Origin of the sequence: Cedecea davisae DSM 4568, from assembly GCF_000412335.2 — a bacterium.
Taxonomy (GTDB): Bacteria; Pseudomonadota; Gammaproteobacteria; order Enterobacterales; family Enterobacteriaceae; genus Cedecea; species Cedecea davisae.
Window position 1 is genome coordinate 1,852,528 of the sequence record NZ_KE161030.1, and the last position, 24,825, is coordinate 1,877,352.

The window sequence follows — 24,825 nt, forward strand, 5'->3', positions numbered from 1 at the left end:
CCGAATTGGGTCAAAGCCGGGGGCGCTGAGAGCCGGGGACAAGGGCATCGCTGCGAGACTTAAAGCAACACTGACTTTCAGGATGGCTGCGGGATTGAAGCGCTGCACTTGTTCCGGCTTAAATCGCCTCAGTTTTCTCTCCGACTGACCAGGGTCCGGACGCCGGGAGCGGGCGGAGGCTGTGAGCGTCGGGAACGCATCTCAGCCGACCCAGGGCTGGGAGATAAAACGGAGGTTTACCGCTTGCGGCGATTTATCTCGCCGGGAGTCCGGGTTCTCAGGGGAGTGACGGTGACTCCCCTGAGACGTTCACCGGTTCGGTGGCTGCATATAAAGCAGGTCTGGAAGTGAACGGAATCATCTTCGGGCGTGTATAAACGTCTGTAATCCGGAGAGATAACTTCCGCAAGGTTAGTTATGCTCCGTTCCCGACGATCGCTCTCTTTCGCTGCTCCCGGCAGCTCCACCCCGCCTGAATTGGGTCATAGCCGGGGACGATGAGAGCCGGGAACAAGGGCGGGGCTGCGAGATTTAACACGACGTGGAGTTTGAGCATCGCTGCGGGATATTGCGTGAACAGAACCGTCGCCGATCCTGCATAGATGATATTTATGACCGGGAGACAGTGTTTTTGCGCCGGGGAAGTGACTACAATACCCGCCTTTCGACCATTACAGAACACGACAAACTATGCGCCTGCACGCGAATCAACTTGAATTACTCAGCCCTGCCCGTGATACCGCCATCGCCCGCGAAGCCATTCTTCATGGCGCGGATGCGGTTTATATCGGCGGGCCTGGCTTTGGCGCACGCCACAACGCGGGGAACAGCCTGCAAGACCTGGCTGAACTGGTGCCGTTTGCCCACCGTTATGGGGCGAAGATCTTTGTCACTCTGAACACCATTCTGCATGACGACGAGCTGGAGCCTGCGCGCTCGATGATTATTGACCTCTACGAGGCCGGTATTGATGCGCTTATCGTTCAGGATATGGGCGTGCTGGAGATGGACTTGCCGCCGATTGAGCTGCACGCCAGTACCCAGTGTGACATTCGTAGCGTGGAAAAAGCGAAGTTTCTTTCTGATGCGGGCTTCTCGCAAATCGTGCTGGCGCGCGAGCTGAACCTGCAACAAATTGCCGCTATCCACCAGGATGTTGACGCGACGATTGAATTCTTTATCCACGGTGCGCTGTGCGTGGCGTATTCCGGGCAGTGTAATATTTCCCATGCCCAGACCGGGCGCAGCGCGAACCGCGGCGACTGTTCTCAGGCCTGCCGCCTGCCGTACACCCTGAAAGATGACCAGGGACGCGTGGTGGCTTACGAAAAACACCTGCTGTCGATGAAAGACAACGACCAGAGCGCCAACCTTGCGGCGCTGGTGGACGCGGGCGTGCGCTCCTTCAAGATTGAAGGCCGCTACAAAGATATGAGCTACGTGAAAAACATCACCGCTTATTATCGCCAACTGCTCGACGAGCTGATGGAAGGGCGCAGCGACCTGACCCGCGCCTCTGCGGGCGTGACCTCCCACTACTTTATTCCGTCGCCGGACAAGACTTTCCACCGCGGCAGCACCGATTACTTTGTTAACGAGCGTAAAATCGACATCGGCGCGTTCGACTCGCCGAAGTTCGTGGGCCTGCCGGTTGGCGAAGTGCTTAAGGTCAGCAAAGATCACCTCGACGTTAACACCACCGACACGTTAACCAACGGCGACGGTCTGAACGTGCTTATCAAGCGTGAAATTGTCGGCTTCCGTGCTAATACGGTGGAAAAAACCGGTAAAAATCAGTACCGCATCTGGCCAAATGAAATGCCGGATATGCTGAAGAAGCTGCGTGCAAATCATCCGCTCAACCGCAACCTTGACCATAACTGGCAGCAGGCGCTGCTGAAAACCTCCAGCGAACGTCGCGTGGCGGTGGATATTGAACTGAGCGGTCACCAGCAGCAGCTGGTGATGAAGGTAACCAGCGAAGAGGGCGTCAGCGTTACGCAAACCCTCGACGGCCAGTTTGACGTTGCCAATAATCCGCAGAAAGCCTTCGACAGCCTGCGTGACGGCCTCACCAAACTCGGGCAGACCATGTATTCTTCCCGCGCGGTGAACATTATGCTGGCCGAAGCGCTGTTTGTGCCGAACGCCCAGCTCAACCAGCTGCGCCGCGATGCTATCGAGCAGCTAACCGAAGCGCGTCTGCAAAGCTATAAGCGCGGCAGCCGCAAACCGGTTAGCGTTCCGCCGCCGGTCTACCCGGACAGCCACCTCAGCTTCCTGGCAAACGTCTATAATCATAAGGCGCGTGAGTTCTATCACCGCTATGGCGTGCAGCTGATTGACGCCGCCTACGAGGCGCACGAAGAGAAGGGCGAAGTCCCGGTGATGATAACCAAACACTGCCTGCGCTTCGCCTTTAACCTGTGCCCAAAACAGGCGAAGGGGAACATCAAGAGCTGGAAGGCAACCCCGATGCAGCTGGTGCACGGTGACGAAGTGCTGACCCTGAAATTTGACTGCCGTCCGTGCGAAATGCACGTCATTGGCAAGATGAAAAACCACATTCTGAAAATGCCGCTGCCGGGAAGCGTAGTCGCCTCCATCAGCCCGGATGAGTTAATGAAAACGCTGCCGGGCAAGGCAAAACGTTAATCATTACCTGAATATTTCAAACCGCTCTCCGTGAGCGGTTTTTTTTTAATCAATCTGCATTAATTTAAATATATTTAGTGACGGGCTAAATTATTACCCAATTAAACAATAGCTCAATAGAACTTAAATTTCGGGCAATCCACGGCGGATTTAGACGCTTTGCGTCGTGCAAGGCTCAACTTCACGATTTTTCGTTATATCTCATTTTCTTAATACTGTTCTAAGATTTCTTTGTTAAATTCTTTCTATTGATTACCCGTTTAGCTAAACAGGGCGTACTCTTCTAATGTTGTGCTTTTATTTAAACAGCCTGCTTCATTATCCCGTCAGCTTTTGGCGTTCAGCGATTTAATAAGGAATCCACGTAATGAGTGATTTTCTGCCTTTTTCACGTCCGGCGTTAGGCGCGGAGGAAATTGCAGCGGTATCTGAGGTCTTGCTTTCCGGCTGGATAACCACCGGGCCAAAGAACCAGGCGCTTGAACAGGCATTTTGTGAGCTAACCGGCAATAAGCATGCGATTGCGGTCAGCTCCGCGACCGGCGGGATGCACGTCACCCTGATGGCTCTGGGACTTCAGCCTGGCGATGAGGTTATCACTCCTTCTCTGACATGGGTTTCCACGCTGAATATGATTGTGCTGCTCGGCGCAGAGCCGGTGATGATTGACGTGGACAGAGACACGTTAATGGTCACCCCGGAAGCTATCGAAGCCGCCATTACGCCGCGCACTAAAGCCATCGTCCCGGTTCACTACGCTGGCGCGCCTGCCGATATCGACGCTATCCGCGCGATTGGCGAACGCCACGGCATTCCGGTTATCGAAGATGCTGCTCACGCGGCTGGTACCGAATATAAAGGCAAACACGTCGGCTCTCAGGGCACCGCTATCTTCTCGTTCCATGCGATTAAAAACATGACCTGCGCGGAAGGCGGCCTGATCGTTACCGACAACGACGAATTTGCCAACCGTATCCGCAGCCTAAAGTTCCACGGGCTGGGCGTGGATGCGTTCGACCGCCAGACTCATGGCCGCGCGCCGCAGGCGGAAGTTATCTCTCCAGGCTATAAATACAACCTGGCGGACATCAACGCGGCCATCGCGCTGGTGCAGTTAGGCAAGCTGAAAGAGCTGAACGCTCGCCGCCACGAGATTGCTCAGCGCTATCTCAAAGAGCTGGCCGACACGCCGTTCTTGCCGCTTTCCGTGCCTGAGTGGCAGCATCGCCACGCCTGGCATCTGTTTATTATCCGCGTTGATGAAGCGGCCTGCGGTATTTCCCGCAGCGGCCTGATGGACGCCCTGAAACAGCGCGGCATCGGCACCGGCCTGCATTTCCGCGCTGCCCATACGCAAAAATATTACCGCGAACGCTACCCGCAGCTTCAACTGCCGAACAGCGAGTGGAACAGCGACAGGATCTGTTCGATCCCGCTGTTCCCGACCATGACTGATGACGACACCACGCGAGTGATCGCCGCATTACGTGAAATAGCAGGACTTTAAGATGATGACCCCGGCTCCAATCAAGAAAGTATCCATCGTAATCCCGGTCTACAACGAACAGGACAGCCTGCCTGAACTGCTGCGTCGTACCTCGGAGGCTTGCCAGAAGCTCAACCGTGATTATGAAATTCTGCTGGTCGATGACGGCAGCAGCGACGACTCCGCCGCGATGCTGACCCGCGCGGCAGAAGCGCCGGACAGCCACATTGTGGCAGTACTGTTGAACCGTAACTACGGCCAGCATTCGGCGATTATGGCGGGCTTTAGCCACGTCACCGGCGACCTTATCGTCACGCTGGACGCCGACCTGCAAAACCCGCCGGAAGAGATCCCTCGCCTGGTTGAGAAGGCCGACGAAGGCTATGACGTTGTCGGCACCGTTCGCCAGAACCGCCAGGACAGCTGGTTCCGCAAGCGCGCATCTAAAATGATCAACCACCTGATCCAGCGCACCACCGGCAAAGCGATGGGCGACTACGGCTGTATGCTGCGCGCCTACCGCCGCCACATTATCGACGCGATGCTGCACTGCCACGAGCGCAGCACCTTTATCCCTATCCTGGCGAACACCTTTGCCCGCCGGGCGATAGAAATCCCGGTGCACCACGACGAGCGCCAGTTCGGTGACTCGAAGTACAGCTTTATGCGCCTTATCAACCTGATGTATGACCTGATCACCTGCCTGACCACCACGCCGCTGCGTTTGCTGAGCGTAGTAGGCAGCATTATCGCGCTGTCCGGTTTCGGCCTCGCGGTGCTGCTGGTGGTGCTGCGTCTTGCCCTTGGCCCGCAGTGGGCTGCTGACGGGGTGTTCATGCTCTTTGCCGTACTGTTCACCTTCATTGGCGCTCAGTTTATCGGTATGGGGCTGCTGGGTGAGTACATCGGCCGTATCTATAACGACGTGCGCGCGCGCCCTCGTTACTTTATTCAACGCGTAGTTAGCAGTGAAACCGCATTATCTTCAGAGGAAAATCAATAATGAAAGCAGTTGTTTTTGCCTATCACGATATGGGCTGTGTGGGCGTTCGTGCCCTTGTTGAAGCTGGCTATGACATCGCGGCAATTTATACTCACCCGGATAACGCGGCTGAGAATAACTTCTTTGGTTCCGTTGCCCGCACTGCGGCAGAATTCGGTATCCCGGTTTTTGCGCCGGAAGACGTTAACCACCCGCTTTGGGTTGACCGTATCAAAGAAGCCCAGCCGGAAGTGATTTTCTCTTTCTACTATCGCAATCTGCTGAGCGAAGAGATCATCAACAGCGCATCCGTAGGCGCATTCAACCTGCACGGCTCCCTGCTGCCTAAATTCCGTGGCCGCGCGCCGCTGAACTGGGTGCTGGTGAAAGGTGAAACCGAAACCGGCGTTACCCTGCACCGCATGGTAAAACGCGCTGACGCGGGTGACATTGTTGCTCAGGAACGCGTGGCGATTGCCGCAGAAGATACCGCTCTGACCCTGCACCACAAGCTTTGTGAAACTGCAAAATCCCTGCTGGCCAGCGCGCTGCCGGTTATCAAAACCGGCCACTTCCCGCAGACCGCACAGGATGACAGCCAGGCAACCTATTTTGGTGGCCGTTCTCCAAAAGACGGCGCTATCAGCTGGGAAGGCAGCGCTGCCGAAGCCAACAACCTGGTGCGTGCGGTAACCGAGCCGTGGCCGGGCGCGTTCAGCTACGTGGGCGGCAGCAAGTTTATAGTCTGGAAAAGCCGCGTGCTGGACAGCAATAACGGCGCTAAAGCAGGCACCGTGCTCTCCGTTAGCCCGCTGGTTATTGCCTGCGGTACCGGCGCGCTGGAAATCGTGACCGGCCAGGCCGAAAACGGCGTTTACATGCAGGGCTCCCAGCTGGCTCAGTCCCTGGGCCTGGTCAACGGCGCTATCCTCAGCAGCAAACCGGTATCGGCGATTAAACGCCGCACCCGCGTGCTGATCCTCGGCGTGAACGGCTTTATCGGTAACCACCTGACCGAGCGCCTGCTGCGCGATGACAACTTCGAAATCTTCGGCCTCGACATCGGTTCCGACGCTATCTCCCGCTTTATCGGCAACGAGCGCTTCCACTTTGTGGAAGGGGATATCAGCATTCACTCCGAGTGGATCGAATACCACATTAAGAAATGCGACGTGGTTCTGCCGCTGGTTGCTATCGCAACGCCTATCGAATACACCCGCAACCCGCTGCGCGTATTCGAACTGGACTTCGAAGAGAACCTGAAAATCATCCGCGACTGCGTGAAATACAAAAAACGCATTATCTTCCCGTCAACTTCCGAAGTGTACGGCATGTGTACCGACGCCTCGTTTGACGAAGATAACTCCCCGCTGATCGTTGGCCCAATCAACAAACAGCGCTGGATTTACTCGGTGTCCAAACAGCTGCTGGACCGCGTAATCTGGGCATACGGCGAGAAAGAAGGGCTGCGCTTCACGCTGTTCCGTCCGTTCAACTGGATGGGGCCGCGCCTGGACAACCTGAACGCCGCGCGTATCGGCAGCTCCCGCGCCATCACTCAGCTGATCCTTAACCTGGTTGAAGGCTCGCCTATCAAGCTTATCGACGGCGGCAAGCAGAAGCGCTGCTTCACCGATATCGGCGACGGTATTGAAGCGCTGTTCCGCATCATCGAGAACAAAAACAGCAACTGTGACGGCCAGATTATCAACATCGGTAATCCGGACAACGAAGCAAGCATCAAACAGCTGGCAGAAATGCTGCTGGAAAGCTTCGAACGCCACCCGCTGCGTAGCCAGTTCCCGCCGTTTGCCGGTTTCCGCGAAGTGGAAAGCAGCGCCTATTACGGCAAAGGCTACCAGGACGTTGAGCACCGTAAGCCGAGCATCCGCAACGCGCAGCGCCTGCTGAGCTGGACCCCGGAAGTTCATATGGAGAAAACCATCGACGAAACGCTGGACTTCTTCCTGAAAACCGTTGAACTCACGGACCCTGCTTCATGAGAAAAGTCGGCCTGCGCATTGATGTCGACACCTGGCGAGGCACCCGAGAAGGGGTGCCAAACCTTCTGGAGACGCTAAGTTTACACTCGACTCAGGCAACTTTTTTCTTCAGCGTTGGGCCAGACAACATGGGGCGCCACCTGTGGCGCCTGATCAAGCCTAAGTTCTTGTGGAAGATGCTGCGCTCCAACGCGGCATCGCTCTACGGCTGGGACATTCTGCTGGCGGGCACCGCATGGCCGGGGCGCAATATCGGCGCCGGTAATGCCGCGGTGATTGCCGCAGCGGCTGACCACCATGAAGTTGGCCTTCACGCCTGGGACCACCATGCCTGGCAGGCCTGGGCGGGCGTCTGGGAGCGTGAAAAGCTCGAACAGCAGATCCGCCTCGGGCTTGAAGCGTTGCAGAAAATCATCGGCCAGCCGGTAAGCTGCTCGGCTGTCGCAGGCTGGCGTGCCGACCAGCGCGTAGTGCAGGCCAAATCCGCTTTCCCGTTCCAGTACAACAGCGACTGCCGCGGTACCGCGCCGTTTATTCCGGTGCTGGCAAACGGCAAGCAGGCGGCGGTGCAAATCCCCGTCACGCTGCCGACCTGGGACGAGGTTATCGGGACTGAGGTTAATAAAGAAAACTTTAATCGCTATATTCTGGATAAAATTCATCAGGATAGCGGTACACCGGTTTACACCATTCATGCTGAAGTTGAGGGCATGGTGATGCGAGAATCCTTTAGTGAATTGCTGGCGATGGCCGCCGCCGAAGGGGTGCAGTTCTGCCCGCTAAGCGAGCTGCTGCCGGACGATTTATCCACGCTGCCGAAAGGCAAAATTGTGCGCGGGACAATCCCTGGCCGGGAAGGCTGGCTGGGTTGCCAACAACTTATAGAGTCTTGAACCGATGAAATCAGCAAAATATGGAATGACCCTGCTGGTCTGTTTTGCCTTACTTTACCTGGTGCCGCTGGAGTTTCGTGCTCTGTGGCAGCCGGATGAGACGCGTTACGCGGAAATCAGCCGCGAAATGTTGTTCTCCGGTAACTGGATCGTCCCACATTTTCTCGACCTGCGTTATTTCGAAAAGCCGGTTGCGGGCTACTGGATCAATAACATTAGCCAGCTGATCTTCGGTCATAACAATTTTGGGGTGCGTTTTGGCTCGGTCTTCTCGGTTACCCTGAGCGCGTTGCTGACCGTGTGGCTGGCGTTCCGCCTGTGGCGTGACAAAACCGTTGCCGTACTCTCCGGCGTGATTTTCCTTACCTGCCTGCTGGTTTACGGCATCGGCACCTATTCGGTGCTCGACCCGATGATAACCCTGTGGCTGACGGCGGCTATGTGCAGCTTCTGGCTGGCGAGTACGGCGAAAACCACCGGTGGCAGAATTGGCGGTTATGTGCTGCTTGGCATGGCCTGCGGCATGGGCGTGATGACCAAAGGTTTTCTGGCGCTTGCGGTGCCGGTGATCGGCGTGCTGCCTTGGGTCATTGCGCAAAAACGCTGGAAAGAAGTGCTGCTGTTCGGGCCGCTGGCGGTACTGAGCGCGATACTTATCACGCTGCCGTGGGCGCTGGCGATCGCCAAGGCCGAGCCGGACTTCTGGAACTACTTCTTCTGGGTGGAGCATATTCAGCGTTTCGCCGAGAAAGACGCCCAGCACAAAGCGCCGTTCTGGTATTACATTCCGTTCCTGATTGCCGGAAGCCTGCCGTGGCTCGCGCTGCTGCCGGGTGCTTTAAAGCGCGGCTGGCAAGAGCGTAACGAGCAGAGCGGGGCTTTCTACCTGCTGGGCTGGGTGATTATGCCGCTGCTGTTCTTCAGTATCGCCAAAGGCAAGCTGCCGACCTATATCCTGCCGTGCTTTGCGCCGCTGGCTATCCTGATGGCTCGCCACGCCGTGCAGCTGGCTCGTACGGGGTCGAAGGTGCTGCGTATCAACGGCTGGATCAACATGCTGTTCGGCCTGATCTGCGTGATTATCGTCGGCTTCGTGCTTGCGCCGTGGGGCCTGGCTAAACACCCCGTGTTTGCCGCCAACGAAACCCTGAAAGTGGTGCTCGGCTGTCTGGCGTTCGCGGTTTGGGGAGGGGTAGGCCTGTTTACCCTTAACAACAGCTCACAGCGTTGGTTCTGGGCGGCCCTTTGTCCGCTGGGCCTGGCGCTGCTGGTGGGCGCGGTTATTCCCGCTAAAGTGGTTAATTCTAAACAGCCTCAGGCGTTTATTCACCAGATGCACGCCCAGCTGGAAGACAGCCGCTATATCTTTACCAACAACGTCGGCATTGGGGCGGGTATTGCCTGGGAGATGAAGCGCAGCGACATCAACCTTTACAGGCAGCGCGGCGAGGTAAGCTACGGCCTTGACTACCCGGAAGGCAAAGGGCGTTTTGTCAGCTACGAAGATTTCAACGACTGGCTGGCCGAGCACCGCAAAGAGGGCAAAGTTTCACTGCTATTGCTGCTGTCTAACAATAGCGATCTGAGCGACCTCAAATTGCCAACGCCTGACCACCGCGCAAACAGCGGCCGCTTCGTGTTGCTCGAGTACGATGAGCAGCCATGAATATCGCGCTGATTATTCTGGCCAGCCTGCTTAGCTGCGGCGGCCAGCTGTGCCAGAAGCAGGCCGCGCAGGGTGAAGGGCGTCGGCACCTGCTGACCTGGCTCGGGCTGAGCATTGTGCTGCTCGGGCTGGGGATGCTGGTCTGGCTGTTGGTCCTGCAACATGTTGAAGTCAGCATCGCTTACCCGATGCTGAGCCTGAACTTTATCTTTGTCACCCTGGCGGCGCGCTGGATCTGGAAAGAAAAAGTTTCGACGCACCACTGGATAGGCGTGGTGCTGATTATGCTCGGCATCATCGCTCTCGGAGGACACGCCTGATGGGTTATATCTGGGCGTTAATGAGCGTACTGCTGGTGAGCGGGGCGCAGCTCGCCATGAAGTGGGCAATGATTCAGTTTCCCGCCGCTTCTTTAAGTCTCGACTTTGCCTGGGCGGTACTTTCCGGCGGCTACGCGCTGTTTGCGTTGTTGTGCGGGCTGGCGGCTTATGCGTTCTCGATGGGCTGCTGGTATCTGGCGCTGCGGCGTATTCCGCTCAGCAAAGCTTATCCGCTGCTTAGCCTCAGCTACGTTCTGGTGTGGGTTTCCGCCATCAATCTGCCGTGGCTGAATGAGGCGTTCAGCCCTGAAAAGCTAATCGGCGTGGCGGCGATTTTCTTCGGTCTGGTACTGATTTGCCTGCCGCATAATTTGCGCCACAAAAAGGAAAAGTAATGCGCTAAATGTTCAGGCAAACTGACGGCAATCAGATGAATACCGGATGCAGTATATGAACCCACATATCATTGAAGTGCCGTTAGAAAAGTCTTACCGCCTGATCAACCACGGCCCAACCGTTCTGGTCTCCGCCCATCACGATGGCGTGGACGACGTAATGACCGCAGCCTGGGCCTGTGCGCTGGATTTTACCCCTTCAAAACTGATGGTGGTGCTGGATAAAAGCACCGTCACTCGCACGTTAATTGAAAGCAGCGGCACCTTTGTGATTCAGGTGCCGTGTGCTGCCCAGCTGAACATGACCCACTTTCTCGGCACCCACAGCCTGAAAGAGATGCCCGACAAACTGCAACAGGCGGGCGTTGAGCTGTTTCATGTTCCCGGGCACAGCGCGCCGCTGGTGGCGGGCTGCACCGCCTGGATGGTTTGTAAACTGATCCCTGAACCGCATAACCACCAGGCGCACGACCTGTTTATCGGCGAAATTATTGGCGCATGGGCGGACGACCGCGTATTCCAGAATGGCCGCTGGTCATTTGAAACCGCCGACCCGGCGTTCCGCAGCCTGCACTACATCGCGGGCGGCCATTTTTACGCTATCGGCGAGCCGCTGGTGGTGCCAAACGTGGAGGCATAATGAAAAAGATTGAGCTTCCCGCCGACGACTACCGCAAATTGCGGGACTTTATTACCGACTGGCTGGAGGACAAACACGACCTCCAGCTCGGGCAGTTTGAGGCCGAGTTTTTCCTCGATGAACTGGTGAAGAAAATGGCTCCGGCTCTCTATAACAAAGGGCTGGACGACGCTCTGGCCGTGGCGCAAAGCAATATGCTGACGCTGGAAGAGCTGCTCGATTTAGAGAAGGTCATCGATTAGCCTGCTCCTTTGCTAACCAGGCGTTTATCGCCTGGTTAAATTGCCCCACGGCGCAGGCGCACTGTAGCCATAAATCTTCGATTTCTACTTCATCTACCACGGCTTCGCGGCAGGCCAGCTCCAGTTTACGGCAGGCGGCTTCGGCCCGTTCCGCCCCGCATATTTGTACCGCCCCGGAAATGCGATGCACGCAGGAGGCCAGCTCGGGCCAGTCCTGTAGGTTCAGCAGATCTTCGGCAAGGGTTAAATCCTCCTCGTTGCTTTGCAGCGTCAGGCCCAGCAGCTCTTTCAACATGCCGCCGTCGTGGCTGCTCATGGCCTGAAGTTTTTCGATATTGACCAGTTTTTCAAGGCTTACCGGCTCCGCCTGTGCTTCCTGTTTGCTGTTCATCACGCCGGCGAGAATCGCCTCCAGCTGCGGGAGCTGGAGCGGCTTAAACAGGCAGTCATCCATACCCGCCAACATGCAGCGGGTGCGCTCTTCCGGCCAGGCGTTGGCCGTCAGTCCGAGAATAATCACCGGCGCGGCCTGGTGCTGGCGAATAAGCCGGGTCAGCGCCGGGCCGTCCATCCCCGGCATGCTGCAATCGGTTATCACCACGTCGAAGGCATTTTCCTGCCACAGCGCCCAGGCCTCTTCGCCGTCGCGAGCCTCGGTGACCCGGTGGCCGAGGTGAGCCAGCTGGCTGCGCAGCAGCAGCCGGTTAGCAGGGTGGTCGTCGACCGCCAGAATACTCAGCGGATAATGGCGCACCGCCTGCTGGTGACTCTCGGACTGCGTCTGCTCAGGCCGCCGTTGGCTTTGCGCCACGGGTACGGTAAAACTGACTTCGGTTCCGTGTCCGTGGAGGCTTTTCATCGAAATATTGCCGCCCATCATCTGCACCAGCTGGGCGCAAATCGCCAGCCCAAGCCCGGAGCCGCTTTGCCCGCGCCCGTTCTTAGCCTGCACCCACGGGGAGAAAATATTTTCCTGCTCCTCGGCGGTGATGCCTCTCCCGCTATCCACTACGCTTATCTTCAGCAGCACGCTGTCTGCCGGGCCGCTCTCCAGCGCCGCGATATCAACGTTAACGCAGCCCCGGTCGGTGAATTTAATCGCATTGCTTACCAGGTTCGAAAGCACCTGGCGAAAACGCAGCGGATCGATATACACCTGGTAAGGCAGTGGCGGGGATAAAATGCAGCGCAGCCGCAGGCTTTTTTGCCGCGCCAACCCTTCGAATACGCGCACTACCGGCGGCAGCAGGTCGGTAGTTCTTACCCACTCCGGGGCCAGTTCCAGGCGGCCTGACTCAATCCTCGCCATATCGAGAATATCGCCGATTAGCCCCATCAGGGTGCGGGCAGACTCCCAGGCTACGTGAATCGGATCTTCCTCCTCCGGCAGCTTGCCGTTGGCTTTTACCGCCAGCTCCAGCAGGCCAATAATCGCGCTGACCGGGGTGCGGATTTCATGGCTCATGGTCGCCAGAAAAGTGCTCTTCGCCCGGTTTGCCTGTTCGGCTCGCTCGCGCTCTTCCGAGAGCGCCAGGGTCAGGGTTTCGTTGTACTCCAGCTGGGCCTGCAATTTCTGCTGCGCCAGCAGGCGCGCCCGGACTTCGCGATGCAGGTAATAGACCCAAATAAGCGAAGTCAGGATCAAGATGCCCGCTACGCTAAGCACCAGCCAGAACTGGGTTTTATACAACTCCCACGTATCCAGCCGAACGTCCGGTCGGGTTTGCCATTTGTTGATGATGCTGTTGATGTCGGCGGGGGAGATATTCTCCAGTGATTTATTCAGAATGCTGAGAAGCTCCGGCTGATCGCGGGAGACGGCGAAAGAGATCCCCGCCGTCTGGCCGCCAACGCGTCCGCCAATCTTCAGCCTGTCGCGGAAGTAGCGGTCAATCATGTAGCTGGCGCCAAACAGCGAGTGAATGGCAATATCGGCCTTGCCGTCATCGACCATTTGCATCGCAATGCTGGCATTGGCGGTTTCGATAAGGCGAATACCGGGATTAAGCTGTTGCAGTTCCGGGATCAGGCTGTTTTTGCTGACGATGGCAACGCGGGTGCCTGCCGGAAGCGGGGAGGCGTAGTTTTTTTCCTTTGCCTGAACCATCACGAATGGCGAGGTGAAATAAGCACGAGAAAACAGCAGGTTCTGGTTCCGCTCTTCGCTGTGGCTGACCGCGCCGATAAACATCGCCTTTTTATCCGTAAGCTGGTGCTCCATCGCGCTGACGGAATCCGCCGAAACCGGCTCAAAATGCAGGCCGGTACGCAGCCTGATTAACCGTAAAATATCATCCGTCACGCCATAAAAATTGCCGTTGGCATCGATCATGGTAAAGGGCGCATAGAAAGCGTTTACCGACACTTTTACCGTCGGGTGTCGTGCAAGCCACTTCTTTTCCGCCCCGGAAAACTCCACCTGCTTGCTGACGCGCCAAAGGTTAGCCCGCTCGCTCCACTGCTGGAGGATCACCTGATGCTGAATGCGTGGAATGGACTCCAGGGCACGATTCACCGCCCGCATCAGCGGCAGATCTTCGCTGCGCAATACAAAATGACTGCCGGTTTCCCGCTCGGGGTAGACCCGCTGAAAAGCGAGGAAATGCGAGTAATTACGCTCGAGCAAATAGGAGGTGGTCACCAGGTTGCCGATGTAAAAATCATTTTCCTCAAAGGCAACCGAGGCCATGGCCTGTTCGTCGGTAGAAAAATGGCGGATGATCACGCCGGGAAAATTTTGCTCTATCCAGCTGTCGTCCACGTACCAGCGGGCAATCGCCAGCCGCATGCCCGGCCGGTAGCGGAAGGGCGCGACATTGCTGCTTTTTCTGTGAACCAGTACCGGGTGGTCGCTAATAAAGTTGCCGGATGTGGCAAACTTTGAATGCTGAGGCAGCACTTTACCCGAAGGGTCGGCAACCATATCTACTTTGTGCTGCGCCAGCGCGCTTAACGCCGCCTCGCGGTCGGCAAACATCTGCACGTTGACGCGCAGACCCAGGTATTGCGCTATCAGGTGGATGTAGTCGGCTATCATCCCCTCATAGCGACTGTTTCCCGTATACAGGTAAAGCGGTGGGATCTCAGGCTGCCAGACCGCAACGTGCAGCTCGCGCTTGTTCCCAAGCCAGCGCCAGTCCTTGTCGTCGAGGGTAAAGGCTTTAGGCTGGTAGCTTTCACGGCTCAGGATATGCAGGCGCTCCGGTTCTGCGGAGCGTTCGGCCTGCGCCGGAGGGAGGATTAACAAGCTAAGCAGCAGGAGAAAAAAATTGAACATCGGTTTAATCCAGGCTGTGGCGGCGGGCAAAATCAATCAGCTCGAGGGTGCTGCTGACCTGAAGCTTGGTCATGATGCGGGTTTTATAGGTGCTGACCGTTTTGTTACTGATGTGCATTTTGTCGGAGATATCCATGATTTTTACCCCCCGGCTCAGGTAACAAAGCACCTGTAGCTCGCGGTTGGACAGTCTTTTTACGGCCTCAACTTCGCTCGCAGGTCGGCTGTTTTTCGCGCTGGCCTGGCGGCGTAGCGGAAAATAACCATAGCCGCGCTCTACGGCACGTACCGCATCCTGTAATTCGTCCAGATTATTGCCCTTGCCGACAAAACCATCCGCGCCGCTATTCATGCAGCGGCTTAAATAATGCTCGTCATCGCGCCCGGTTAGCACTAATAGGCGGCCAGAGAAGTCGTGGTTTCTTAATTTTTCTATTAATTCCACGCCGCTCAATCCGGGAATATCTAAATCCACGACGACAATTTCGGGGTTTAATTTTTGAATTAATTTAAATGCCTCCGAGCCGTCGCCGGATTCGGCAAGGATTTGATGACCGTCTTTTTCCAGCAGCATGCGAATAGCCAGACGCGCCATCGGATGGTCGTCTATTATCAACAGGGTCGCCATTATTCTTCCTCGAGTTTATTTTCTTTATAAAGGCTGACATAAAATGGCCGTTTATATCAACTGATAAAATAATGCATACTTTTCTTGTCGTCCTTTGTCGATTGTTAATGCTGCCCGCCATTCGCGCTGGGTGCGGGGCTGTTGCGGCTCAGCAAGGTGTGTTTGTAGTCCTGGGATGACAGAAATTGATGACTTTGATGACAATGCTCTGACGCCATTCTGAATGTTTAATTATTTGGTGGGCGTATAGTGAGTTCCACAAGGCGGGAATATATCGGAGCGTATATTTACCAAACTTACCGCAAAGGATTTGCGACTGGTTCATGCAGCGCGGAATAATGATTGGTTAACCTTTTATACTTGCTTGGTGTTAATTGATGTTCGCAGCGTGACCCGCTTTGCTAATTAACTACAGGAATGACCGGTAACTCACTGCCTTTTCTTTAAAGAAAAGTTTTGAATGCGCATCTTTCATAAACCAATACGGTTATGCAGGAAGGTTAATACGGTGTCCGGCGTTGAACTTCATTTATTCACAGGAATCATGTTTTATGAAAAAGCAATTACACGCTCTGGCATTACTTTCCGTTATCAGCGGTGCGGCAGTTTCAACGGCTAACGCAGCCGACGGCACCATTCAGTTTAACGGTGAAATCATCGATGCAGCCTGTACCGTCTCTCCGGCAAGCGCCAGCCAGACCGTTACTCTGGGGCAGGTAAGCGATAAAGCGTTTGCCGCGCAGGGCGACACCGCTGGCGCAACGGCCTTCCAGATTGACCTGACCAGCTGCCCGGCGACCGTCACCAGCGCAACCGTGAAGTTCGACGGTACAGCATATCAGGGCGACAACTCCGCGCTGGCGCTGACCCAGGCTCCGGGCGCAGCTACCGGCGTAGGCATTCAGATCCGCAATGCGGACAACTCCGTGCTGCCGCTGTTCACGCCTTCCCAGAGCATCGCACTGGCTCAGACAGGCACCAACACGCTGAAATTCAACGCGGCCTATGTGGCTAAAGCGGCAACCGTGACCGCAGGTCCGGCCAACGCCACCGCAACGTTCAGCGTGGTTTACAACTGATTGCTCTAAGCAATTACTCCAGCCGGCCTGCGGGTCGGCTTTTTTTCCCTCTCTCTGGAGTCTCTATTGTGAAGACAAAACTCTCTTCTCTGCTGTTAGCAGGCTTACTCGCAGGAAGCGGTATTGCTCACGCTGGCGTTGTCGTTGGCGGCACGCGAGTTATTTACGACGGTGAGAAAAAAGAAGCGGCAATCGGTATCGACAACCCGGACGCCTCTCCGTACCTGATTCAGTCGTGGGTGGAAAACGAAGCGGGCAATAGCGATAAGCGCAGCTTTATCGTCACGCCGCCGCTGTTCCGCCTCGACGCCAAACAAAAGAACACCCTGCGTATCATGCAGGCCGGTGCCAGTTTGCCAGCGGATCGTGAAACGCTGTTCTGGCTGAACATAAAGTCTATTCCGGCGACCGATGCTTCGGCGGCTGAAAACACCTTACAGCTCGCAATTAATACCCGCATCAAGCTGATTTATCGCCCGGCGGCGCTGAAGGGTGAAACGCCGGAAAACGCCAGCGGCCAGCTTAAATGGGCGCGCCAGGGCCAGGCTCTGTCCGTAACCAACCCGACGCCTTATTACATCAATTTCCAGTCGGTCAGCATCGGCGGCCGTCAGCTCGACAAGGCCACTTACGTTGCGCCACGCTCCTCGGCCCGTATTGAACTGCCGGCAGACGCGCGCGGCAGCCAGGTTGAATGGAAAGTCATCAGCGACTACGGCGCCGTTGGCGCAGTCCACAAAGCCTCTCTTTAAAGAACCGAATCCGCTGGAATAAAATTATGCCCTTTTTTGCTTGCTCCGGAAAAACGCGGCCAACCTTACTGGCTACCACTATCGCACTGCTCCTGTCTTCGCTTGCGGCTGAGGCAAAGGATTACTTTAATCCCGCGCTGCTTCAGCACACCGGCGAAGGCGGCACCGCACCCGATCTCTCGGCGTTTGAAAACGGCGGCCAGCTTCCGGGCAGCTACCCGGTGGACATCTACCTCAACGGCGAGCAGGTAGACAGCAAGGCGGTAACGTTTTTCCAGACCGCAGATAAGGGTCTGCAGCCGTGCCTGACCGTGGCCGATCTGGCGCAGTACGGCGTGCGCGTGGATTTATATCCAGAACTGCAAGTGGTGGGTGAAAACTGCGCTTCGCTTGCGGCCATTCCCGAAGGCAGCGCCGAGTTCGTTTTCAGCGCCCAGCGCCTTGACCTTTCTATTCCTCAGGCGGCTGTTAGCCCGCGCATTCGCGGCTATGTCCCGCCTTCGCAGTGGGATGAGGGAATTAATGCAGCCCTGCTGAACTACAGCTTTAGCGGCATGAGCGAGCTGGAAGGCCAGCGCGGCGGTTCGGGCGGTAGCCAGTATCTGAACCTGAGGCCGGGTATTAACCTTGGCCCGTGGCGCCTGCGCAACTACTCAACCTGGTCACGCAGCAACGGCGAGAATGATAAATGGAGCACGGTTTACAGCTACGCCCAGCGCAGTATCGTGCCGTTCAAAAGCCAGCTTACGCTGGGCGAAAGCCTCGCGCCGTCGGACGTATTCGACAGCGTGCCGTTTCGCGGCGCACAGCTGGCTTCCGATGACGAAATGCTGCCGGAAAGCCAGCGCGGTTATGCCCCGGTGGTGCGCGGCATCGCACGGAGCAACAGCGCGCAGGTTATCATTCGCCAGAACGGGTATGTCATTTACCAGACCACGGTGCCGGCAGGCCCGTTCGAAATTACCGATATGTTCCCGACCGGGGGCAGCGGCGACCTGTACGTCACGGTAAAAGAAGCGGACGGTAGCGAGCAGAGCATGGTGGTGCCTTTTGCCTCCTTGCCGGTATTGCAGCGCGAAGGGCGGCTGCGCTTTAGCCTGACCGGCGGCCAGTACCGCACATACGACAGCAGCGTTGAAAAAACCATGTTTGGGCAGGGCACCGCAATTTATGGCGTCGGCAAAGGCATGACGATATACGGCGGCGCGCAGCTGGCTGAGCATTACCGCTCGTTTGCCGCAGGCGTCGGGCAGAACCTCGGCGTTATCGGCGCTATTTCCGCCGACGTAACGCAATCCTGGGGCCAGCCGAAGGAGCAGGAAGCCAGCCAGGGGCAGTCGTGGCGCGTGCGCTACAGTAAAAGCCTCGCCGAGACGGGAACCCACGTCGCCATTGCCGGTTATCGCTACTCCACCGAGGGCTTTGCTTCGCTGTCGGACGTGCTGGAAACTTATCGTGATAATCCGTACACCCTGAGAAACGACAGAAAACGTAACCGGGCGGAACTGACGCTGAGCCAGGATCTCGGTGACGAACGCGGCTATTTATCCGTCGGCGCGATTAGCGAGGATTACTGGAATGGCGCACGCAAAACCTCCTCCTGGAGCGTGGGCTACAACAACAGCTGGAACGGCGTCAGCTATAGCCTCAACTATGCCCTGAATCGCAATACCTCCCAGGCCGGAGCGGCGACGGAGTACGGCAAAACCTACGATCGTGACCAGGTTGTCTCGCTGAATATCAGCCTGCCGCTTGGCCGCTGGCTGAGCAACAGCTACGCCAGCTACGGCATTAGCAGCAGCAAGTCCCGCGGCACGGTGAATACCGTCGGCCTGAACGGCACCGCGCTGGAAGGTAATAACCTTAACTGGAACGTGACCCAGGGCTATGCCTCGCGCGAGCGCGAAAATTCAGGCTACACCAGCCTTAACTATCGCGGCACCTACGGGGAAGTTAACGGCGGTTACAGCTACGCCAGCGGGCAGCGCAACCTGAACTACGGCGTGCAGGGTTCGATTGTGGCGCACGCGGACGGCATCACCGCCGGGCAGCAGCTTGGCGAGACGTTTGGCCTGGTCAAAGTGCCGGGGGCTTCCGGCGTGGCGGTGAATAACCAGACCGGCGTGAAAACCGACTATCGTGGTTACGCCCTGGTGCCGAACTTAATGCCGTACCGCCATAACGACGTCACGTTGAGTACCGAAAGCCTGAAAGAAAACGTCGATCTTGAGCAAACCAACCGTAGCGTGGTGCCTACTCGCGGAGCCGTAGTGCGCGCCGATTACCGCGCCCAGGTCGGCCTGCGCGTGTTAATGACCCTGATTCGCGCGAACGGCAAAGCCGTCCCGTTTGGCGCTACGGTCGCCAATGAAGCCGAGCGCAGCGGCGGCAGCGGTATCGTCGGCGACGGCGGCCAGGTCTATCTCGCCGGTTTACAGCCTAAAGGCACGCTGCTGGTGCAGTGGGGCAAAGGAGCAGATAGCCGGTGCCGGGTCAGCTACAGCCTTAATCATGACGAGGCGACTGCGGCTATTGCCTCCCTTGACGCACAGTGTCGCTAAGCGCGGCTTCGGATAAGAGATAACGATGAACAGATTAATTAAAAAAGCATTTCGCCCGCGCCTGCTCACCTGCGCGCTGCTGCTGGTTGCCTCAAAAGGCGCGCTGGCAACCTGCTCGTTTATGGATAGCCGCTTCGGGCCTAACGACTCGGTTGCGCTGGACTGGGGCACGATAGTCGTCCAGCGGGATACGCCGGTGGGCACGGTCGTAGCCAGGCTCGGTGACTCTACGCTCGGCGGGCGTAATAATTTTCTGCAATGCAACGCCAGCGGCTTTACCACCCAATGGGCAGTAGGGCCAGGATTTGCACCGGTAGCTTATGGCGGACAAACTCTGTACCAGTCAGGCGTACCGGGGCTGGCATTTCGTATTGTGACATCAGGAGCGGGCTCTACTGCCGGGCGCTACGGCACCGGCCCGCTGCCGCGGCAGATCACTAATATGGCCTGTAATACCGGGACAGGATGGTGGCGTCTGTGCGGCGGCACATGGGGCGGGATGAGCCTTCAGCTGGTCAAAATTTCCCCGATAACGGGGTCCGGGCCGATGACTGCGGGGTCGATCGTTCAGGCGCTGGTGGTGGGCGACACCAATGTTATTGATTACACCATCGGCAGCGGTGTAATTCAGACGGTTGCCTGCTCGGTAAGCAACAGCAATATCAGCGTGACGATGGGCAAAGCGAAAAACACCGACTTCGGCACCCCCGGCAGCACCAGCGGCGATGCCGATTTCGCTATCGACCTGAACTGTGACGCTTCCACCCACATTAATCTCACCCTTGCGCCGGGCAATGCGGGCGCGGCGGATGCGGCTAAGGGCATTCTTAATATCGACAATGCGGGCGCGGGGAAAACCGCCAGCGGCGTTGGCGTGCAGGTTATGTATAACAACGCGCCCCTTGCTCTGAACAGCAGAATTGCGGTTGCCACTACGGCGGCAGACGGCACTTATGCTATTCCACTCAAGGCTCGCTATTACCAGACGCAGCCCGCCGTTACGCCGGGAATAGCCAACGCCAACGCCACTTTTACGCTGACATATCAGTAGAGCCAGGCCGCAAATATGAAAACATTATTCAGCAAAGTTATCTGGGGCGGCGTATTGCTGCTTGGGGCGGAAAAAAGCGTCCAGGCAAGCTGCACCTTTATGGACGGCCGTTTCAGCGCCAATGATTCGGTTACGCTCGATTTCGGGCATGTTGTGGTGCAGCGGGATGCGCCCGTTGGCAGCGTGGTGGCGACGGCCATTGATACCCGTCTCGGCAGTCGCGACAGCTTTATTCAGTGCGACAGTCCAGGATTTGTCACCCGCTGGGCGCTGGGCAACGGGGGATTTATGCCGGTGAACTATAACGGTCAGACGCTTTATCAGTCCGGGGTGCCGGGTCTCGCGTTTCGCGTGGTGACCAGCGGGGCGGGATCAACGACCTGGCGCTACGGCACCGGGCCTTTGCCGCGTCAGATCTCCAACACTTCCTGTACCTGGTCCGGCACCTGGTGGCGTCTGTGCGGCGGAACCTGGGGCAACTACCGGCTACAGCTGGTAAAAATTGCCCCGGTTACCGGCTCAGGCCCTATTACTATCGGCTCCATCACTCAGGCACTGGTGGTGGGTGAAACCAATATCATGGACTACCGCATAGGTAGCGGAAGCGTGCAAACCGTAGCCTGTTCGGTGCTGAACAGCTCGATTACCGTGAGAATGGGCAAGGCGAAAAATACCGATTTCTCCGGGCCGGGCAGCACCAGCGGCGACGCCGATTTTGCCATCAAGCTGAACTGCGATGCCGAAACGAAGATAAAGCTGACGCTTGCGCCGGGAAGTGGCGGGGCGCAGAACAGCAGCCTGGGTATTCTTAATCTGGATGCGGCTCAGGCGGGACAAACGGCTACCGGAGTGGGTATCCAGGTGCTGTATAACGACACGCCGCTTGAACTGGGCACGATGATGAGCATTGCCACCACCAGCGTCGATGGCGCTTATTCGCTCCCGCTTGCGGCGCGTTATTACCAGACCGGGGCGAAGGTCACGCCGGGCAGAGCCGATGCTAACGCGACCTTCACTATGACTTATCAGTAAGCGCGGCTCAGGCGAGATTATTGCGTTTGGCAAACTCGATCATCTCCAGCGTTTTGCTGAAGCCGAGCTTGGCCATAATGCGGCGTTTATAGGTGCTGATGGATTTATTGCTGACGTGCAATTGCGCGGCGATATCAATCAGCATCTCGCCGCGAGAGATAAGCCCCAGCACCTCAAGCTCGCGGTTGGACAGCGTACCGAGCAGCTCGCTTTCAGACTGAACTCCGGCCGATGTATTCACCGCCTGCGGCCGCTGGGGGAAGAACTCGTAGCCGCTGATAATAGCTTTGAAGGCGTCAACCAGCTGATCGAGATGGTTATTCTTGCTGATAAACCCGTTTGCTCCGGCGCGGCGGGCGCGATCCACAAAGTGGCTATCGTTATGGCCCGTGAGCACCAGGATTCCGCCGTTAAATCCCTGCTGGCGCAGTCGTTTAATCACGTCCAGCCCGTTAGGCGGCGGGATTTCGATGTCGATAACCACCAAATCTACACCGGCGTTACCGCTGAGGGCGTTAATCGCGTCGCGGCCGTTATCGCTGATGCCAACCACTTCGTAGCCGTTATTCGCCGCCACCACTTTGACGGCAAGCTGCGAAACAGGATGATCGTCGACGATATAAATCTTACTCATAAAAGGGCGGCCCGAAGGTTAGGTATCAACTGGTTATGGCAGTATAGCAACCTGGCGCAGCGTATTCTCCAGCTGTTTTACCAGCCGTTCGCAGTCTGCGATTAAAGCGTTAATCGCCTCACCATCTCGCGCCTGCGCAGCGGTTTCTATTTTCCCGCAGATTTCAGACAGCCCGGCGGCATCCGCCAGCCGTGCGCTTCCGGCCAGGCGATGAGCGCTGTCTTTAACCCGGATGAAATCTCCACCGGCAAGGGCGTTATTTAGCGCGGCCATATCAAGCTGGTTTTGCTCAATTATAGTGTTAACCAGGGCGTGAAAAGCCGCCGGCTGTGAACCCGCAAGCTTGTTAAGAGAAAGCAGCGCTCGCGGCGGATGTTCGCCGATGTTCTCAGCGGATTCATCGATGCGGGAAAGCAGCGTTGCCAGCTCCACCGGTTTAAACAGGCAGTCGGTCATCCCTGCCTGTATTGCCCGGTCGCGTACCTGCTGCTCTGCCATGGCGGTCAGGCCGAACATCGGTTGGGGCTTGCTTCCCGCCAGCCGCTCTTTTTCCCGCAGCTGGCGCACCAGCTCAAAGCCGCTAAAGTCCGGCATGTTGCAGTCGGTGATGACGATATCAAACGGCGGCTGTTCCGCTTCCCAAAGCCGCAGTGCCTGAGCGCCGTTTTCCGCCGCCACGCCGGTATGGCCCGCAAATTCAAGCTGCTGCACCAGCAGTAAACGGTTTGCCGGATGGTCGTCAACAACCAGAATTTTGCGTGAGTGTGAGGCGCTCAGGCTGGCTCCGGGTTGACTCCTGTCCTGTTCAGGAGGCGCTATCGGAGCCGAGAAACGGAAGATAAACGTGGTGCCTTCGCCCGGCGTGCTCTCAACCTCCAGGCTTCCGTGCAGTAGATCTGCCAGCTGGCGGCAGATACTTAATCCCAGACCGCTGCCGTGGTGCGCCCGCCGCGCGGCGTCCAGTTGAACAAAAGGTTCGAAAATAGCTTTTTGCTGCTCTTCGCTCATTCCCACGCCGCTATCGCAGACTTCCAGCACATAATCGCCTTTCTTACCGGGCTGCTTTTTGGCCTGATAGATAATGATTTCCACCTCGCCCCGGGCGGTAAATTTGATGGCGTTGCTCACCAGGTTAGAAACGATCTGTTTGAGCATAACCGGGTCGAACAGAATCCGGTCGTCTTGCACTTCAACACTTGCATGCAGCGAAAGCTGCTTCTCTTCCGCGCTGTAGCGGAACAGGGTGCTGACGCTGTTAATCATCTCGCTCAGGGAAAGCGGAACGCTGCGCACGGTAAAAGTGCCGGACTCGATTTTTGCCATATCGAGAATATCGCCCACCAGCATCAATAATGATTTTGACGACTCATAGGCGACGGCGATGTTATTACGCCGCTGTTCCGGCGAGCTGCGCCCGGCATTCTCCAGCTCCAGCAGGCCTATCAGGGCGTTCATCGGGGTACGTATTTCATGGCTCATCTGCGCCAGAAACTGGCTTTTTGACTCGCTGGCTTTTTGTAACTGCGCCTGAGAAGCCTGAAGCTCGTTTTGCAGCGCCCGCTGGGTTGCGAGGGTGCGTTTAAGCAGGCGATTGCGCCAGAAGTAGAACACCAGCAGCATCGCGGCCAGGCTGATGAGAACAATTGCGCTCATAATCCCGGTGCGGTAATGGCCCCAGACCTCAAAGCGCTCCAGCGCGTAGCGCATTTGCCAGCCGCTAAGGTGCTCCTCCATTTCCTGGGGCGGCACTCGCTCCAGAGCTTTGTCGATTATCGACAGCAGCGCGCGGTTTTGCTCGCCGGAGGCCATCGCCAGCCGCAGCGGGGGGACGGGCACCGTTATGGCGATACGGAATCGATCTTCGAGATAGCTTTTCAGCACGAAGCTGGCAGCGGTTTGCGGCACGATGGCGCCGTCGAGATTATGAATGAACAGGGCGAGGGCGGTTTCCAGCGAGAAGTCCTGCTCGACAAACTCGACCTGCGGAAACCGCCTGCGTAAATCCGGGAGATAATAACTGCCGGTAAATACCGCCACCTTTTTACCGTTCATTCCGGCGAGCGAGTTTATGGCGGGGAAATTTTTGCGGGTGACCAGCACCCAGTCGGTTACCTGAATCGGGCGGGTATAGATAAGCCCGGCATCAGGCCCCGTTGCGGAGGCATCGGCGGCGGCAATTAACGAGTTGGGATCTTTTTTAAGCTGTTCGCGCATCTCCACCAGATTATTGAAGGGATGCCAGGTAAAACGTAGCCCGCTTTGCCTGCCGATGCTGTTCAGCAGCGCCACGGCGTAACCGCTTTGCTTGCCTTCCTGATTTATAAAGGTCAGCGGAATATGAGTATTGACCACCAGAACCGGCACCACCGGATGAGCGGCAACCCAGTCTTGCTCTTGCTGGGTCAGCCCGAGAGGGTTAGCCATACCCGATGAGGCAGAGGGCGCTGGTTGAGCATGCAGCACGGAGGCGATGCAGAGCAGGCAGAGGCTAATCAGGCGCAGAACAGCGGTCAGCCGCATCGTGGCGTT

The 24,825-nt window shown here is 57.0% G+C and carries 19 protein-coding genes; 15 read left to right on the top strand and 4 right to left on the bottom strand.

The window, feature by feature from the left end; translation table 11 throughout:
• The first annotated feature begins 690 nt into the window (after positions 1-690).
• The 10 genes from HMPREF0201_RS08690 (at position 691) to HMPREF0201_RS08735 (ending at position 11,282) form a co-directional block, all read left to right on the top strand.
• The gene (locus HMPREF0201_RS08690) at positions 691-2,655 is read left to right on the top strand and encodes a peptidase U32 family protein (protein ID WP_016536206.1); all 1,965 of its coding nucleotides are present in this window, start codon (positions 691-693) and stop codon (positions 2,653-2,655) included.
• A gap of 367 nt (positions 2,656-3,022) precedes the next feature.
• Positions 3,023-4,162 (top strand): UDP-4-amino-4-deoxy-L-arabinose aminotransferase, encoded by a 1,140-nt coding sequence (gene arnB / locus HMPREF0201_RS08695; RefSeq protein WP_016536207.1) that lies wholly within the window; start codon positions 3,023-3,025, stop codon positions 4,160-4,162.
• Between the two features lies 1 nt (position 4,163).
• Positions 4,164-5,144 carry an undecaprenyl-phosphate 4-deoxy-4-formamido-L-arabinose transferase gene (gene arnC / locus HMPREF0201_RS08700; protein ID WP_016536208.1) on the top strand — a complete coding sequence of 327 codons (981 nt, stop codon included), beginning with the start codon at positions 4,164-4,166 and terminating at the stop codon, positions 5,142-5,144.
• Positions 5,144-7,126 (top strand): bifunctional UDP-4-amino-4-deoxy-L-arabinose formyltransferase/UDP-glucuronic acid oxidase ArnA, encoded by a 1,983-nt coding sequence (arnA, locus tag HMPREF0201_RS08705; RefSeq protein WP_016536209.1) that lies wholly within the window; start codon positions 5,144-5,146, stop codon positions 7,124-7,126. Before arnC ends, arnA begins: the two co-directional genes overlap by 1 nt.
• On the top strand, positions 7,123-8,019 hold the full coding sequence (gene arnD, locus HMPREF0201_RS08710) for a 4-deoxy-4-formamido-L-arabinose-phosphoundecaprenol deformylase (protein ID WP_016536210.1): 897 nt from the start codon (positions 7,123-7,125) through the stop codon (positions 8,017-8,019). Before arnA ends, arnD begins: the two co-directional genes overlap by 4 nt.
• Positions 8,020-8,023: 4 nt before the next feature.
• Positions 8,024-9,685, top strand: a complete 1,662-nt coding sequence (arnT, locus tag HMPREF0201_RS08715) for a lipid IV(A) 4-amino-4-deoxy-L-arabinosyltransferase (RefSeq protein WP_016536211.1) — start codon at positions 8,024-8,026, stop codon at positions 9,683-9,685.
• Positions 9,682-10,005 (top strand): 4-amino-4-deoxy-L-arabinose-phosphoundecaprenol flippase subunit ArnE, encoded by a 324-nt coding sequence (arnE, locus tag HMPREF0201_RS08720; protein WP_016536212.1) that lies wholly within the window; start codon positions 9,682-9,684, stop codon positions 10,003-10,005. Before arnT ends, arnE begins: the two co-directional genes overlap by 4 nt.
• Complete coding sequence (gene arnF, locus HMPREF0201_RS08725) at positions 10,005-10,400, top strand: 4-amino-4-deoxy-L-arabinose-phosphoundecaprenol flippase subunit ArnF (protein WP_016536213.1); 396 nt, start codon at positions 10,005-10,007, stop codon at positions 10,398-10,400. Before arnE ends, arnF begins: the two co-directional genes overlap by 1 nt.
• A 55-nt stretch (positions 10,401-10,455) precedes the next feature.
• Positions 10,456-11,040, top strand: a complete 585-nt coding sequence (locus HMPREF0201_RS08730) for a flavin reductase family protein (RefSeq protein WP_039899255.1) — start codon at positions 10,456-10,458, stop codon at positions 11,038-11,040.
• Positions 11,040-11,282, top strand: a complete 243-nt coding sequence (locus HMPREF0201_RS08735; protein WP_016536215.1) for a DUF2164 domain-containing protein — start codon at positions 11,040-11,042, stop codon at positions 11,280-11,282. Before HMPREF0201_RS08730 ends, HMPREF0201_RS08735 begins: the two co-directional genes overlap by 1 nt.
• On the opposite strand, the gene HMPREF0201_RS08740 is transcribed toward HMPREF0201_RS08735, so the two are convergent.
• Together HMPREF0201_RS08740 and HMPREF0201_RS08745 are read right to left on the bottom strand one after the other, a co-directional pair.
• Positions 11,272-14,559, bottom strand: coding sequence for a response regulator (locus HMPREF0201_RS08740; RefSeq protein WP_016536216.1), 3,288 nt, complete (start codon positions 14,557-14,559; stop codon positions 11,272-11,274). The genes HMPREF0201_RS08735 and HMPREF0201_RS08740 overlap by 11 nt on opposite strands.
• A gap of 4 nt (positions 14,560-14,563) precedes the next feature.
• Positions 14,564-15,187: a response regulator gene (locus HMPREF0201_RS08745; protein ID WP_016536217.1), complete on the bottom strand. Its 624-nt coding sequence runs from the start codon at positions 15,185-15,187 to the stop codon at positions 14,564-14,566.
• Positions 15,188-15,738: 551 nt separating this feature from the next.
• Between HMPREF0201_RS08745 and HMPREF0201_RS08750 the strand changes: the two genes are divergently transcribed.
• From HMPREF0201_RS08750 to HMPREF0201_RS08770, 5 genes are all read left to right on the top strand, one after another.
• Positions 15,739-16,266 carry a fimbrial protein gene (locus HMPREF0201_RS08750; RefSeq protein ID WP_016536219.1) on the top strand — a complete coding sequence of 176 codons (528 nt, stop codon included), beginning with the start codon at positions 15,739-15,741 and terminating at the stop codon, positions 16,264-16,266.
• A 68-nt stretch (positions 16,267-16,334) separates the two neighbouring features.
• Positions 16,335-17,018: a fimbria/pilus periplasmic chaperone gene (locus HMPREF0201_RS08755; RefSeq protein WP_016536220.1), complete on the top strand. Its 684-nt coding sequence runs from the start codon at positions 16,335-16,337 to the stop codon at positions 17,016-17,018.
• A gap of 26 nt (positions 17,019-17,044) precedes the next feature.
• Complete coding sequence (locus HMPREF0201_RS08760; protein WP_016536221.1) at positions 17,045-19,579, top strand: fimbria/pilus outer membrane usher protein; 2,535 nt, start codon at positions 17,045-17,047, stop codon at positions 19,577-19,579.
• A gap of 25 nt (positions 19,580-19,604) precedes the next feature.
• Positions 19,605-20,630, top strand: coding sequence for a fimbrial protein (locus tag HMPREF0201_RS08765; protein ID WP_016536222.1), 1,026 nt, complete (start codon positions 19,605-19,607; stop codon positions 20,628-20,630).
• A gap of 15 nt (positions 20,631-20,645) precedes the next feature.
• The gene (locus tag HMPREF0201_RS08770) at positions 20,646-21,662 is read left to right on the top strand and encodes a fimbrial protein (RefSeq protein ID WP_016536223.1); all 1,017 of its coding nucleotides are present in this window, start codon (positions 20,646-20,648) and stop codon (positions 21,660-21,662) included.
• A 7-nt stretch (positions 21,663-21,669) separates the two neighbouring features.
• On the opposite strand, the gene HMPREF0201_RS08775 is transcribed toward HMPREF0201_RS08770, so the two are convergent.
• Positions 21,670-22,296 (bottom strand): response regulator transcription factor, encoded by a 627-nt coding sequence (locus HMPREF0201_RS08775; protein WP_016536224.1) that lies wholly within the window; start codon positions 22,294-22,296, stop codon positions 21,670-21,672.
• Between the two features lie 33 nt (positions 22,297-22,329).
• Positions 22,330-24,816, bottom strand: coding sequence for an ATP-binding protein (locus HMPREF0201_RS08780; RefSeq protein ID WP_039898176.1), 2,487 nt, complete (start codon positions 24,814-24,816; stop codon positions 22,330-22,332).
• Between the last annotated feature and the right edge of the window lie 9 nt (positions 24,817-24,825).

Coding starts and splice junctions, on each gene's coding strand:
- arnD (WP_016536210.1), top strand. CDS start 7,123: ATGAGAAAAGTCGGCCTGCGCATTGATGTCGACACCTGGCGAGGCACC.
- HMPREF0201_RS08780 (WP_039898176.1), bottom strand. CDS start 24,816: ATGCGGCTGACCGCTGTTCTGCGCCTGATTAGCCTCTGCCTGCTCTGC.
- HMPREF0201_RS08735 (WP_016536215.1), top strand. CDS start 11,040: ATGAAAAAGATTGAGCTTCCCGCCGACGACTACCGCAAATTGCGGGAC.
- HMPREF0201_RS08745 (WP_016536217.1), bottom strand. CDS start 15,187: ATGGCGACCCTGTTGATAATAGACGACCATCCGATGGCGCGTCTGGCT.
- HMPREF0201_RS08690 (WP_016536206.1), top strand. CDS start 691: ATGCGCCTGCACGCGAATCAACTTGAATTACTCAGCCCTGCCCGTGAT.
- HMPREF0201_RS08730 (WP_039899255.1), top strand. CDS start 10,456: ATGAACCCACATATCATTGAAGTGCCGTTAGAAAAGTCTTACCGCCTG.
- arnA (WP_016536209.1), top strand. CDS start 5,144: ATGAAAGCAGTTGTTTTTGCCTATCACGATATGGGCTGTGTGGGCGTT.
- HMPREF0201_RS08750 (WP_016536219.1), top strand. CDS start 15,739: ATGAAAAAGCAATTACACGCTCTGGCATTACTTTCCGTTATCAGCGGT.
- HMPREF0201_RS08770 (WP_016536223.1), top strand. CDS start 20,646: ATGAAAACATTATTCAGCAAAGTTATCTGGGGCGGCGTATTGCTGCTT.
- arnB (WP_016536207.1), top strand. CDS start 3,023: ATGAGTGATTTTCTGCCTTTTTCACGTCCGGCGTTAGGCGCGGAGGAA.
- arnE (WP_016536212.1), top strand. CDS start 9,682: ATGAATATCGCGCTGATTATTCTGGCCAGCCTGCTTAGCTGCGGCGGC.
- arnT (WP_016536211.1), top strand. CDS start 8,024: ATGAAATCAGCAAAATATGGAATGACCCTGCTGGTCTGTTTTGCCTTA.
- HMPREF0201_RS08760 (WP_016536221.1), top strand. CDS start 17,045: ATGCCCTTTTTTGCTTGCTCCGGAAAAACGCGGCCAACCTTACTGGCT.
- HMPREF0201_RS08765 (WP_016536222.1), top strand. CDS start 19,605: ATGAACAGATTAATTAAAAAAGCATTTCGCCCGCGCCTGCTCACCTGC.
- HMPREF0201_RS08775 (WP_016536224.1), bottom strand. CDS start 22,296: ATGAGTAAGATTTATATCGTCGACGATCATCCTGTTTCGCAGCTTGCC.
- arnC (WP_016536208.1), top strand. CDS start 4,164: ATGATGACCCCGGCTCCAATCAAGAAAGTATCCATCGTAATCCCGGTC.
- arnF (WP_016536213.1), top strand. CDS start 10,005: ATGGGTTATATCTGGGCGTTAATGAGCGTACTGCTGGTGAGCGGGGCG.
- HMPREF0201_RS08740 (WP_016536216.1), bottom strand. CDS start 14,559: ATGTTCAATTTTTTTCTCCTGCTGCTTAGCTTGTTAATCCTCCCTCCG.